This is a genomic window from Paenibacillus sp. LHD-117, from assembly GCF_030929555.1.
Taxonomy (GTDB): Bacteria; Bacillota; Bacilli; order Paenibacillales; family Paenibacillaceae; genus Pristimantibacillus.
The window spans coordinates 50,950-64,319 of the sequence record NZ_JAVFVT010000022.1; the positions used below are offsets into that span (position 1 = coordinate 50,950).

Genomic DNA, 13,370 nt, shown 5'->3' on the forward strand with positions numbered 1-13,370 from the left:
ATCTTGGGTTCCGGAATATAAAAAGCCTATCGTCCCGACTGTCCTGTTGTCGCTGACTCCAGGTTTTTTGCAACTGTTCTCCAAGTTCAATTTGCATGCTGATTGCAGAATAACCCATCAGGCGAGACGCTGCGGGCGCTGTTCCCCAGTCAGTTCGATAATCACGCTCCCGAATTCACCTATGCCTTCCATTCCGCGCCGAAGGAAGATCAGGGACTCTACTTCCAGCAGTTCCCGACGAACAAAAAGATTCGAACCACGCTGACCGAGGTTGACGCGGAGCTTAACCCCAATGGCGATCTTGCGCCCAATGTACGCACGTTGTCGGCCGATCCCAGAAGCAGCAAGGATATCGTTCGCAAGTTTCCTTTTCGCATAGAGACGGTCATGCCCGAGACAACGGATGCGTTGTATATCCTGCTTACGGAGCTGGTCGAGTCGGATGAATCCGTATCGGACGCCATCGCGCAGGTCTATTACATACCAGGCAAAGTCATTCATGCGGAGCTTTCAGCGGATAAGCCCGTCTATTCTCCCGGCGATGAGCTGCAGCTGAAGACTATCAACCATGGACCGACGAACCTTGCTCATCACGGGAAGCTGTATGACCTGGAGAAGCAAAGCAGCGACGGCTGGAAGCAGATGAACGAACGTCCAACAGCTATGACGCTTGAAGGTTATTTGCCTATTCCGGTCGGCGAGTACACTCAGAACATTACGCTCCCCGAGGATCTTGCGCCCGGAACCTACCGGATCGTCAAACACATAGGCGGACCTCGCCCAATACGGAACGGAACTATCGGCTACTTTCGAGGTTCAATAGAAAAAGGTTATAATGCCGGTAAGATTCCAAAATGACGGTACCAGCGTTGGCTCCGCGCAAAAAAAACATCGCCCCGGCCCAATCGGCCTGGCGATGTATTTCGCAGCTCCATTCAATATTGCTGTAGGAAACCAACTTCGTCATTCGCTTCATCGCCTCCATATCCCCATCTTACTACAAATGATGGGCAAGGCGGTCAAGAAGTCTAGACAATCGGAATATAAATGTCGACTTCCGAACGATCGTCATGCGGTCCGCGAAACCGCTCGTCGTACCGCTCATAGTCGATGCCTTTGGCAAGCTGGAGTCCTTGCTGCTGCAGCCACTTGCCATAAATCAATTCATACGTTTCGCTAAGCCGGTCAACGCTTCCGGCGTGGGTAAACACGGCATAACGCTGAGCCGGCACGACGATCCGCTCCATCCCTTGCGGAATCGTTTCTCCATCGGTTTCATATCCCGCCACGTACGTGAACTCCTCTTCATTGTCGCCCGGCACGCAAATGCCATAGGAAACGGATGGCTGCGATTTGCCGTCGATTTCCCGCTCGCGAGGGATGAAACGCCCCCATAGCGCGGGAACATCGCCTTCGTCGGTTTTGCTGTTCCATGTCATGCCGACAACCGTAAACGCCTCTAGTTCCACAATCTTCGCTTCCATCGGAATGCCTCCAGTGAACCTCATGTACTCGACCATTCGTTGAATGGCATCCACTTGTTGCCGGCGGGCCGCGATCTCCTCTTGCAGATCGTTCGCGCGTTTCTCCAGGAGCCTTTTAATTTTGCCGTCGTCGTCCAACGTCCCGTCGCGCTTCAATGCCAACAACGCTTCGATGCCCAGTCCCATGGAACGCAGGAACACGATTCGCCGCAGCTCGGGCAATTGATCGGTCGCGTACAACCGGTAATGATTCGTCTCTCCGATTCTGCTCGGCATGAACAATCCAATGGAATCGTAATAGCGTAGCGTCTTGGACGTCACTCCGAACAATCTCGCAAGATGGCCAACCGTCAGCAAGTGCATGTCTCCTCTCGTCAGTGGTCTGTACGTTCATCCTAAAACATTGACCCTGGGGCAATGTCAACACCTTCACGCATCGTAGCATAGGTTCCGAAAGGCGGCAAGCCATCGGCATCGATCCGAGGAAGTTTTTCCCTCCGTATAGATTTAGCTTTTCAGCCGGGGGAAAAGCTGTTGTTAGGATAGTGGCTGTCTGCATACGCAGTCGCGGTTCGTAACCATCCCGCGTTACCAAAACTAAGGGGGCTTTTTTTGTGTTCAATTTCTTCTGGGGCGTGCTGTTCATGCTCGTCCACTTTGGCCTATTTCTGCTGTGCTATCGCATGTTCGGCAAGAAAGGGCTGTACGCCTGGATCGGCTTCGCCACGGTGATCGCCAATATTCAGGTGACCAAAACGATCGAGATGTCCATCGGCACGCTCGGCATCGTGATGACGCTTGGCAATACGATTTACACGTCCATCTACATGACGACGGATCTGCTCAACGAAAGGTACGGCCGGCAACCCGCGAGGCAAGCCGTATGGTTCGGCTTCTTCACGCTCATTGCTTCCACCATTCTGATGCAAATGACGCTTGCCTTCGTTCCGCAAGCCGACGACTTTGCCCATGAGCCGCTGACGGCCATCTTCGGGTTTCTGCCGCAGGTCGCGGCAGGCAGCCTATGCGCCTACTTCGTCAGCCAGTTTCTGGACGTCCGGGTATTCAGCTATTTGAAGCAAAAATTCCCGGTGCGCAATCAGTTCTGGATTCGGATCAACGGCAGCTCGCTTGTGAGCCAGTTCGTCGATTCCCTTGTCTTTTGCACGATCGCGTTTTACAAGGTGCACGCTTTCGATATTTGGATCCAAATCTTCCTGACGACGTACTTGCTGAAGCTGCTCATTTCGTTCCTGGCCACGCCGGTGCTCTACTGGGCAAGAAACATGAAGGTTCGGGAGGACTGACATCCCCGACAAGAAAAGGAGCCCGAAGGCTCCTTTTTCTATTAAGGCGATGTACAATAGGGTTATCTGCTTGCTCATGCAGTAAACCTCCATTCCCTGGCCTATATGGAAGATCGCCAGGTTCTGAGCCTATCTTATCCGTTCCCGCAGGCCTTTGCTTTGCAATTCTTGCTGTAACTTATACGCGTGGATAGATCGCCTAAACTCTCATTAGACGAAATCCAATCGGATTCGAACCTCACATTGCGGGTCAATCAGCATAATATTTCTGGAATTTGTGCAGATCCGCCGGTTTACCTACAAGGAATACCCGATCGCCCTCTTGAAACACTTCCGTAGGCGCCGGGGAAACAATAGGCTCGGCGTTGTTGTTCCGCAGGATATACAGAATTGTCACGCCGAAGCGTTGCCTAATGTTTAGTTGGAGCAAGCTTTTATTCACGAAATCATCGGGCACTGTCGTGTCTATTCCGCCGAGAAGTGACGAAAGCTCGATATATTCTTTCAAACTGCTGAGCGACAGCTGCTTCGCCAGACGAATGCCGGCTTCCTCTTCCGGATAGATGACGTGGTCCGCTCCAACGATGCTCGACAAAATTTCGCCGCGGAATCGGTCGTTGGACTTTACGATCACATGCTTGCAATTTCTCTTTTTCAATTTCGCTACGATCAGAATCGTGGATTCGAAATCATCCGCCGTGGAGACGACGATCACGTCGAATTGTTCCACGTTCATTTCGTCCAGAACATCGTCGTCGCAAGCGTCTCCCTCCACGACATATTCGGCGAAATTCTGAACCTCCCTGAGTAACGCGGGAACTTTGTCGCAGCCTACAACCTCGTGTCCGAGGGAATACATCTCCTTTAGAACGGTGCTTCCGAATCTTCCAAGACCGATAATCAACGCTTTTTTCTTCATTTACGCACCTCTAACCTGCCATAATGGATTCCTTTGCATATTTGATGGCCGATTTCTTGGCGTCCATGACGCTGTAGACGATCGGGATGAGCCCGATTTTTCCGATAATCATGAGGATGGAAAGCCAGATTTGCGAGAACGCCGTCAGCCCCGGCGTAATTCCGACGGAAAAGCCGGTACTCGTCATCGCCGACATCACTTCGAAGGCGACCGCTTCGGGCGGATGCCGTTCGATGCTTACCAACAGAATCGTCGAGAACAAATAGAGCGACGCAAATACGAAAAACATCAAGTAAGCCTTCATGACATCTTCATCATATAGCGATTTCTTCATGATGACGATGTCGGCTTTTCCCTGGAACGCGCTCTTCGCTTTCGCCGCCAATACGGCTAGCGTCGTCATCCGTATTCCTCCGGCGCAGCTGCTTGCCGATCCGCCGATAAACATCAATACCATAATTAGCATGAGACTGCCTGGGTTCAATAAAGCCAAATCCACGCTGGAGTAGCCGGAGTTCCGGGAGCCGGCAGACAGGAACAACCCGTTGCTCAGCTTATCCTCGACAGACAAGGGAGAGAATACCCCGTTCCATTCTATGAGCAGCAGCAAAAGCGTTCCGCCAAGCAGCAATAGGCCATGTATGCGGAGATTAACCTTCGTGAACAGACTTTTTTTATGCTTGCGGAACGCGATCAATTCCCAGATTGTCGGAAAACCTAGCCCGCCGATCGTAATCAATGCGACCGTCGTCAATAGAAATAACGGATTGCCGGTGAACGGGTAGACGTTGCCGCCGAATAAATCTAGGCTGGCGTGGGTGAAGCTGGATATGGAGTGAAATGCGCTTTTCATCAGTGCTTGCGGCATCGAGCCGGTATGCTCAATGACCGCCGGGAACACGAGCAGCATTCCGATCAGTTCGACGGCTAGCGAGAACGAGACGATAAAAAAGATCATGTTCTTGATATTGCGTTGGTTTTGACCGAATCCCATTAACGTAATCTGGGGCAGCGACATTTCCTTCTGAATGATAAGGATGAGCCCGCCGATCACTACCATGATACCGATTCCGCCGATTTGCATCTCGAGCATGAGGCAAAATTCCGAAAAAGGATTTAAGTAATCCGTTAACGTAATCGTAGTCAAGCCGGTTCCGCTAAGCGCGCTGGACGACAAAAACCATGCATCCAGGAAACTCATCTGCCGCTTATTCGCAAAAGGAAGCCAATAAATAATAGAAAAGAAGAAATTCAACAGTAAGTATAGCAAGGCGATCTTTCGAAACGGCAAACGCCGAAAAGTGAATCTTGCCAAAACAAGCACCGACTTCCTCTAAACGACTAGTTTCCGTAGGGTGGATTACCAGTATTCAGCATGTGAATCCGGCTTTAGATTTATACTAACATACCTACTTCTTTTCACGTTAATTTGCGAGCCTATGGTGAATTGTTATTTCATTGGTCTGATGTATAAGGTCCCGTTTCTTCACCATGAACCACAGGAATCATCCATTGGTAATGCAGCTTGTCGTTAAGCTGATAATGCTCCATATTCGGTCCAGCTGGCTCGAATCCGAACGATTGCAAAACGAGCATTAAACTAAAACAAGCGTAAGAATCGGTAGACAAGCAATCAAGTGTAACGAACAGTGTGGGCTGAAAGACTTCAAGCTCAACTTCAAGCTCCGTTTCATGCTTCCAATCGTCCGGTAAGGCTGACTTCAAAGGCAAGCGAAAACCGACTTTGCCGAGCATCTCATCTCCGATCATTCGTTCCTGACGTACATAAGCCTCTTTCGCATGCAAAAGCCCTCGCTTTTCTAAGTAAGCCGCACTCTCATCCATGGCCTGTGCAAACGGATGAAGCTGACGCTTGACACGATGTCGAAACCAAAGCATCCTCGTGGACTGAGACCATCTAACCAACCGGATATGCTCATCAACGGAATCTACACCATCCAGGTACTGTTTGGCTACATTCAGCGCCAACAGCTTCGCGTCGACGTCCTGACGCCATTTACGCAGCCATCCTGCCTGCCCGTCAGCATCCGCAGCAAGATAATGACGGATCTCGGTAAGGCCAATTCCCACTTGGCGCAGCGTATGAATCTTCAAGGCGCTCGGAATCTGATCCTCCCGATAGTATCGATACCCGTTATCCGCCCGATGAAACTCGGCTGCAGCAGCCCTTCTTTTTCGTAATAACGAAGCGTGCTGGCAGGAAGACCCGTCCGCTCGGAAAAGCCTTGGATAGTCATGTTGGTTTTCAACGGTTCCTCCTCCTACCACCCTCATTAATAATAACTCCACACGTTTAATCGATTCCCGTCCGGATCATAGAAATGGAATCCTTTCCAACGCTCCCCTATAATTTCGGATACTTCAATTCCCTGCCCTTTGAGCCATTCATTCGTCTTATACAGATCCTCTTGCTTTTTAATCCTAAAGTATAACCTGGCTCCGGGATTGGCCTTTTTTGATGATCGCTCGACGTTCACTTTTTCCAGCCAGACAAAGTCCCATGTTTCGCGCATCAACGCAAATCCTCGGTCTTGATAATTTTTCTTCGAACTTTCCCAACCGCATATCCGCGAATACCAATTAATTGAAGCTTCCAAATCGGTGACACCTAACCACAATGGCTTGGCAGCGTATTGAATGACGCGCGATTCAGGGAATTTACCTTCCAACTTCCTGTCTTCGCTTAACGTCAGGCGAACATTCCCGAATGCGATAATATCGGCAGACCGCGTTCCGTCCGGCATCTTTAACGGCGCGGTGCATTTGACGCCTTGATTATTGAAGTATTCTAATGTCTGATCAAGATTGGCCGTGCGAAAACAAAACCTGCAATTTCCTTCGAAATAATCTTCGGACGTAAAGTGGCTTAATTCACTTTCAAACGATTTCAGGTTGGCTTGTCCCGACCCAGGCATTTTGAAGAAAGCCTTCCTGCCGACAGGACCATCACCCGTACCTAACAAATGCCAGCCCATTTTCTCGCCATACCATTCTACTGCCTCATCGAACTGATCCCATGGCACCATAATAAAACCACCGTCAAACTTAAAATTAGGTGTCTCCATTTATGCAACCCCCACTTTTTGGAATAATCCCGGGTGAGATCATCATACACCTTGAAGTTACTTTAAGGTCAAGAGCTATTTTTGCGTTTGCCTCCATAAAAATGTCTAGGGCAGAGAAGTAGCTATCCCGTCCCGTTGTCTGTTTGTAAAGAGCATTGAATACGAGCACACGCTAGGCCCGACCATCGCTGTAAGTATTTTCACGAACTGAGTATTGACTTCGAGCTATAAAAAATACATCGCCTGGGCATTGAATCCTCATGGCGATGTTTCAGAGTTTACTTAGCGGCTTGGAGAAAAGCCTTGATCAACGGATGTACTATTTTATTCAAAGCAGATCGTTCAGGCTGAAATAACGTGCCGACAAAGAAGGGATGCTGGCTATGCTCCATGATACGAGTTTCACCATTTTGATCGACTCCAACAATCCGCATCCCTGCTTGTTCCAATAGTGGTGCAAATTCAGGATTCAAACCATAATTACAAATACCGTATTGCTCCGCAATTTCACCCTTCCCATAAATTGCTGCAACCTTTGAATCTGGAGCGAGTTTGAAAGTTTGCGTTTTTTCACTCACGGAGCATGTAAGAGGAGCAACCAGCAACAAGGAAGCAGCAGGATTTTCCTCAGCGTGATCTGCTTCATGAAGTCCCATCACGTTTCTGGCAAATTCAATGATCATGTGTTGAAATCCACCGCACGTTCCTATAAAGGGCACCTGATTTTCACGAGCAAATCGAATGCCGTTAAGAGCACCTTGCATACTGGCATAAGGACTTGCAGGAACTGTCCAAATCGCTTGATACTTTGCCAACTTTTGTTCGAAATCGTGTTCCAACAAAGAAGTTGCAATCCATTCAAAATCGACCCGAAATCTGAGATCTTTCGCCGCTAACTCAATAGCCTGAGGAATTGCCACATGCGCTACGACCTGTCGATCATAATCACCGATTAACGCAACACGAATCATTTGTTTCTCACCTCTCCATTTTAGGACAATATGAAGTACATATAAAAAGAGATAGTAATCCATATAATGGATATTGTCAACACTCTTTTTGTAGTTGACTTGATGTTGATTATGCATACTCAATTTTGTAGGACGTTGACTTCGAGAAATAAAAAATACATCGTCAGGGTGTTCAGACCGCATGGCGATGTATTTATTGAATAAGTACTGCTATACGCTTTTCGATTCTTCTTCATCCCCGGTTGCAATAAGATTGTCATCGTACGAAATCCAATCGCTCCAACTCCCCGCATACAACCGCACCTTGGTGTAGCCGGCTTCCTGCAGTGCGATGACGTTGGGCGTTGCGGTCACGCCGGAGCCGCAATATACGATGAGCTCGCCGTCGCGGTTCAGGTCCGCGAAGCGATCCGCTTGCCCGCTCGCGTCCTTCCAAGCGCCGGACTCCACCAGGCCTTCCTTCCAGAAGCGGTTGATCGCGCCGGGGATGTGGCCGGCAACCTTGTCCAGCGGTTCGACCTCGCCGCGATAGCGCGGAGCTTCACGCGAATCGATCAACGTGACGCGTTCGTCTCCCAGCAACTCCTTCACTTCGTCCATCTCCACCAGCATCGTATGCTGAACGGTTGCCAGGAACTTCGACGGGATGAGCACCCTCTGCTCGGAAGTGACTGGGAAACCTGCGTTCGACCATGCCGTGAAACCCTCGTCCAAGACGAAGACGTTCTCGTGTCCCAAATATTTGAGCAGCCACCACAAGCGGGAAGCCATCGCCCCGCCCTGATCGTCGTAAGCGACGACGCGCGATTCGTTGCCGATGCCGACGCGGCTCAAAGCGACCGTAAGGTCGAAAATATCCGGCAGCGGATGGCGTCCGCCATGCCCGTTCTCTTCGAGCGGCGCGGACAGATCCTTCTCCAAATCCAAATAGACGGCTCCCGGGATGTGCGACGCCTCGTACAATTCGCGGCCGGCATCCGGCTTGCCCATCAGGAACCGGCAGTCGACAATGACGACGTCCGGCTCGTACATGCGGGCCAGCAGCCATTTTAAAGAAACGATATTATTCATTCCGAATTCCGCCTTCCTATTACGTTCATGCGTCCTATTATACCGGAAATCGGCCGCGCGCATAAGCAGGAAAACCGTCGTATAAAAATTTGAAGACCGGACTTCTTCCGCCCGGCCTTCTCTATTGTATTTATTGCAAAAGGATCTAGACCTCAATCTCTTCCCCATAAAAGGTAATCGGTTCGACGATCAAAGCTGCCGGAGTCCCAGGAGTTCCCAGCCGTCAAATTTCATCTTGAATTATAAAATATCCACTTCTAGAATGATGGCTTCAGAATACTTCCCATAATGCGGCCAAGCTAACCGAATCATTTATCTATCGCCTCAGACTGTGCATGGACCATGCTTCTACATCCCACGTTTTTGTTACCCAATCCTCATAAAAATCAGGCTCATGAGAGACGAGAACGACTGTACCTTTGTAAGCATTTAGCGCTCGCTTCAATTCGGATTTGGCGACTACGTCCAAATGGTTCGTCGGCTCATCGAACAAAATCCAGTTGCTTTCTCGCATCATCAGCTTGCAAAGACGAACCTTCGCCTGCTCTCCGCCACTAAGCTGGTTAAGAGAGCGTGTAATGTGCTCATTCTTTAGTCCGCAGCGGGCTAGCGCTGCCCGAACCTCATGCTGGTTCATAGAGGAGAACTCATCCCATACATCCTCTAGCGGGGTCATCGTTGGAGCCTTAGCTTCCTGCTCGAAGTAAGCAGGAGATAAATAATCGCCAAGATAAGTCTTGCCTTCCAGTGGAGAAATAACGCCAAGAATGGTCTTAAGGAGCGTTGATTTACCAACGCCGTTGCAACCTACGATTGCAATCTTATCGCCTCGCTCAATGACCATATCCATCTTAGGAAGAAGCGGCTTATTGTAGCCGATGACCATTCCCACTGCTTCGAATACGGTCTTGCCACTTGATCTGGACTCTTTAAAGTTAAAGGTCGGCTTTACCGCTTCCTCCGGCTTGTCGATGCGATCGATACGGTCGAGCTGCTTCTCGCGGCTCTTCGCGCGCCCGGAGGTTGAAGCTCGCGCCTTATTTTTTTGAATGAATTCCTCTTGCTTCTTAATATAATCCTTTTGTTTTTCGTAAGCGTCGATATGCTGTGCTTTGTTCAGTTCAGCCATCTCCAGAAACTTCTCATAATTGGCCGAATAACGCGTCAACTTCGTAAATTCAAGATGATAGATAACATCGACGACCTGATTCATAAAGCCCGTTTCATGAGAAATAAGAATAAGCGCATGTGGATAATTTTTCAAATAATTAGTCAGCCAGTTAATATGCTCTTCATCTAAATAGTTCGTAGGCTCATCAAGCAATAAAACTCCCGGCTTCTCAAGCAACAGCTTGGCGAGCAGTACCTTCGTCCGCTGACCGCCGCTAAGCGCCGTGACGTCGCGGTCAAGCCCGATCGCATTCAGACCTAAACCATTGGACATCTCATCGACCTTCACGTCGATTAAATAGAAATCGCCGATTTCAAGCTCCTCTTGAATTTCTCCCATACGCACTAAAAGCTGCTCCAGCGTATCCAGATCGGCATCGCCCATTTGCGCGGTAATATCGTTTAGCTCTTCTTCAAGTACTAGTAAAGGCAAAAACGCATCCTTCAATACGTCCCGGATGGTCTTACCTGCTTCAAGCTTCGTATGTTGGTCCAAATAACCGTAACGAACGCGGGGCGTCCATTCCACCTTGCCTTCGTCCTTCAACAGCTTGCCTGTCAAAATATTCATAAGCGTAGATTTTCCTGTACCATTCGCACCAACCAGCCCGACATGCTCCCCCTCGAGCAAACGGAAAGACACATTCCTAAACAATACCCGATCGCCAAACGTATGCGATAATTGCTCGACAGTCAATAAACTCATTTTTCTTTATCTCCATTCATATTTGCGCATTAATTCAAACTTACTAATCTCTCAGATTTGCCCGTATCATTGTACCACAATAACGTTCGATCTATATTCTTCTTGATTCGGCGTTGATCAGCTTTTGTTGCTTGCACATGTTGATTCACCTTTTAGGCTCTATATTTTACATAAACACCAGTAAATTCAAAAAAAGACCAAAGTCACTCGCAAGAGGAGGGCTGACCGGTCTTCTTTGTATGTGTACAGAGGGCTGTACAATGTGTGAGGGAGAATACGAATGAGCGCTCTTCACAGAGCCATGTTGACTTTAGACGTTTGAGGTTGGTCAGTTCGGACGAAACGCCAATCCGTTCTCCTGCAGCACCGCACTAAGTTTGGGCATCGAAGCCTCTACACCCAAGCTTCGTTCGCGTACCCCCGTTGCTCCCAGTAGCCGATATGCTCGCCTTCGATGAGCTCGATCCGGTTCAGCCATTTCACGGACTTGTAAGCGTACATCTTCGGCATGATGAGCCGCACCGGCCCGCCGAGATCGCTCGGGATCGGCTTGCCGTCGTGCATGACGGCGATCAACGCGTCGTCCTTCGCCAGCTGCTCCAGCGTAATGCCACTCGTATAAACCCCGTCCCCCGAATAAAAGATCGCCGACTTCGCGCCGCCCTTCACGCCCGCCATCGCCAGCATCTCCTTCACGGGAATACCCTCCCAAGTGTTCTTGTACACCGACCACCCCGTCACGCAGTGGAAGTCGCTCACCTGCACAGAACGCTTCAGCTTCACGAACGTCTCCCAGTTCCATTCCATCTGCTTGTCCACGAGTCCGTCGATACGGAACGACCAATTGTCGTTGTTGAAAGAAGGGATTGGCGTCACCGTATAGACGCGGAACTGCCCCTGAGCCCCGCCACCCATCGGCGGAGATGACGCGGGCAGCGGCTGCGGCTCGGGCAGCAGCCGGTTGGCGTTATTTTCGATGAGTTGATCGATGCTGCTCCCCCCGCCCGCGCTGCCGAACGATTGGCCGAGCCACTTCAGGAAGGACGGCCCGACCGTCACGGCGAGCCCTACGCCGATCGCTCCTCGAATGAAAGCACGGCGCGTGTACACGGGCTGCGGCGCCGCGGGATGCACGTCCGCAACATCCTTGGGCACCCGCACCGAGAGGCGGCTCGGGTCTTTCAGCCACTTCGCCCTCGCGATGGAATGGTAGATGATGTAGGGCAGTCCAATCCAAGTCAACACGTCGTGGACGATCAACGCCGCGTTCGAGACGCGGGGGCCGACCGCCTTGAACTGCCACAGCAGGACGCCCGACACGAACCAACCGAATAAGAAAGCTAGCACGACATAGACGTTGAACTTCTGCCATGGCTTTCCCCTCAGCTGTTTCCAGTGTTTGCCCGCCAGCGCAAGATAATAAGCGATCGGCAGGATTGAAGCGATGCCGACGACAAAATGGAACCACTTCAGCCACACGCGCCCCTCTCCAAGCACACCTCTCCAGAAACCGCCAAGCAGAACCAATCCCGACAGAGCGAGCAAAACGACGATCCAGCCGTTCCAGGCATGGATGCCGACCAGCTTCTTGCCGTAGCCTTTGCGCAGACGTTGCAGCAGTTCATTCATTCGACCTTCCTCCTCCCCGACGCCAATCGTCGCGCGTATCCGATTTACGTCTTTCTCTTATTATCTTTCATCCGTCTAAAATATTCCACACCGGCCGTCCGGCCCAAAAAAACAAACCTGCCTTCGGCTCGGCCGATAGCAGGTTTGCAAACTTCATTATTCCCACCGCGTCAAAATAACCGGGCCGTCCTTCGTAATGGCGACCGTATGCTCGAACTGTGCCGACCAGGCGCCGTCGACGGTTCTGGCCGCCCATCCGTTGCGGGCGACGAACACATCCGGCCGTCCGGACGTAATAATCGGCTCGATCGTGATAACCATCCCTTCCTCCAGCCGGACGCCCTGTCCCGGCGGTCCTTGATGCTCCACCTCGGGAAATTCGTGAATGCTGCGGCCGATGCCGTGCCCGACGAACATCGGAACGACCTTGCAGCCCTCGCGTTCCGCCCGAGTTTGCACCGCATGGCCGATGTCGCCAATATAATTGCCGGGAAGCGCTTGCTTAATGCCGTCCATCATCGCTTGTTTCGCCACGCGAAGCAGCCGCTCGGTAGCGGCTGTCGATTTGCCGACGATATAAGTCCAAGCGGAATCGGCTTTCCAGCCGTTCAGGTCAGCCACCATATCTATGGTTACGATATCGCCGGATTCAAGCGGTTCCGTATCGGGGAATCCGTGGCATACGACATCGTTAACGGAAGCGCAAGTTGCGTACGGATAACCTTTGAACCCTTTCTGGGCCGGCGTCGCCCCCCTGTCGATCATGAATCGCTCGACGAATCGGTCGATCTCGAGCGTCGTAACCCCCGGCGCGAGCCGCTTTGACAACGCTTTGTGACACGCCCCTACGATTCTGCCGGCCATGCGAATTCCTCTTATATGTTCCTTCGACTTCAATTCCACCGCCATCCGCGCTGCCTCCTTCTTCACGTAAGATATAGAAAATGTGCGTATATGCTTACCCTATTCCATCTTTCGAGAACTCATTCCCGTTAACGGTGGAGGAGGTGTGAATTTGTGAACAATC

12 protein-coding genes are annotated in these 13,370 nt (G+C 50.7%); 2 read left to right on the forward strand and 10 right to left on the reverse strand.

Features of this window, described 5'->3' with window-relative positions; all coding sequences use genetic code 11:
* Nucleotides 1-102: 102 nt before the first annotated feature.
* Nucleotides 103-858 (forward strand): immunoglobulin-like domain-containing protein, encoded by a 756-nt coding sequence (locus tag RB620_RS17835; RefSeq protein WP_308096547.1) that lies wholly within the window; start codon nucleotides 103-105, stop codon nucleotides 856-858.
* 170 nt (nucleotides 859-1,028) lie between these two features.
* Here RB620_RS17835 and RB620_RS17840 read toward each other — a convergent pair whose 3' ends face one another.
* Complete coding sequence (locus RB620_RS17840; RefSeq protein WP_308096549.1) at nucleotides 1,029-1,841, reverse strand: GyrI-like domain-containing protein; 813 nt, start codon at nucleotides 1,839-1,841, stop codon at nucleotides 1,029-1,031.
* 257 nt (nucleotides 1,842-2,098) lie between these two features.
* Here RB620_RS17840 and RB620_RS17845 point away from each other — a divergent pair, with 257 nt between their 5' ends.
* Nucleotides 2,099-2,791 (forward strand): queuosine precursor transporter, encoded by a 693-nt coding sequence (locus tag RB620_RS17845; protein ID WP_308096550.1) that lies wholly within the window; start codon nucleotides 2,099-2,101, stop codon nucleotides 2,789-2,791.
* Between the two features lie 250 nt (nucleotides 2,792-3,041).
* Here the strand turns inward: RB620_RS17845 and RB620_RS17850 are convergent, their stop codons facing one another.
* The 9 genes from RB620_RS17850 to map all read right to left on the reverse strand — a co-directional run bounded on the left by RB620_RS17850 (nucleotide 3,042) and on the right by map (nucleotide 13,252).
* A complete protein-coding gene (locus tag RB620_RS17850) occupies nucleotides 3,042-3,710 on the reverse strand; it encodes a potassium channel family protein (RefSeq protein WP_308096552.1) in 669 nt (222 codons plus the stop codon).
* Between the two features lie 10 nt (nucleotides 3,711-3,720).
* Nucleotides 3,721-4,911: a potassium transporter TrkG gene (locus RB620_RS17855; protein ID WP_308096555.1), complete on the reverse strand. Its 1,191-nt coding sequence runs from the start codon at nucleotides 4,909-4,911 to the stop codon at nucleotides 3,721-3,723.
* Nucleotides 4,912-5,165: 254 nt separating this feature from the next.
* Nucleotides 5,166-6,005 (reverse strand): MerR family transcriptional regulator, encoded by an 840-nt coding sequence (locus RB620_RS17860; protein WP_308096557.1) that lies wholly within the window; start codon nucleotides 6,003-6,005, stop codon nucleotides 5,166-5,168.
* Complete coding sequence (locus tag RB620_RS17865; RefSeq protein ID WP_308096558.1) at nucleotides 6,005-6,796, reverse strand: VOC family protein; 792 nt, start codon at nucleotides 6,794-6,796, stop codon at nucleotides 6,005-6,007. The genes RB620_RS17860 and RB620_RS17865 overlap by 1 nt, the downstream gene beginning before the upstream one ends.
* Before the next feature lie 278 nt (nucleotides 6,797-7,074).
* On the reverse strand, nucleotides 7,075-7,767 hold the full coding sequence (locus tag RB620_RS17870) for a CTP synthase C-terminal region-related (seleno)protein (RefSeq protein ID WP_308096559.1): 693 nt from the start codon (nucleotides 7,765-7,767) through the stop codon (nucleotides 7,075-7,077).
* Nucleotides 7,768-7,977: 210 nt separating this feature from the next.
* Entirely contained in the window at nucleotides 7,978-8,838 is an 861-nt protein-coding gene (locus RB620_RS17875; RefSeq protein WP_308096561.1) for a sulfurtransferase, read from the reverse strand.
* 316 nt (nucleotides 8,839-9,154) lie between these two features.
* On the reverse strand, nucleotides 9,155-10,714 hold the full coding sequence (locus RB620_RS17880) for an ABC-F family ATP-binding cassette domain-containing protein (protein ID WP_308096562.1): 1,560 nt from the start codon (nucleotides 10,712-10,714) through the stop codon (nucleotides 9,155-9,157).
* 393 nt (nucleotides 10,715-11,107) lie between these two features.
* On the reverse strand, nucleotides 11,108-12,343 hold the full coding sequence (locus RB620_RS17885) for a molybdopterin-dependent oxidoreductase (protein ID WP_308096564.1): 1,236 nt from the start codon (nucleotides 12,341-12,343) through the stop codon (nucleotides 11,108-11,110).
* A gap of 156 nt (nucleotides 12,344-12,499) precedes the next feature.
* Nucleotides 12,500-13,252 carry a type I methionyl aminopeptidase gene (gene map / locus RB620_RS17890; protein ID WP_308096566.1) on the reverse strand — a complete coding sequence of 251 codons (753 nt, stop codon included), beginning with the start codon at nucleotides 13,250-13,252 and terminating at the stop codon, nucleotides 12,500-12,502.
* Between the last annotated feature and the right edge of the window lie 118 nt (nucleotides 13,253-13,370).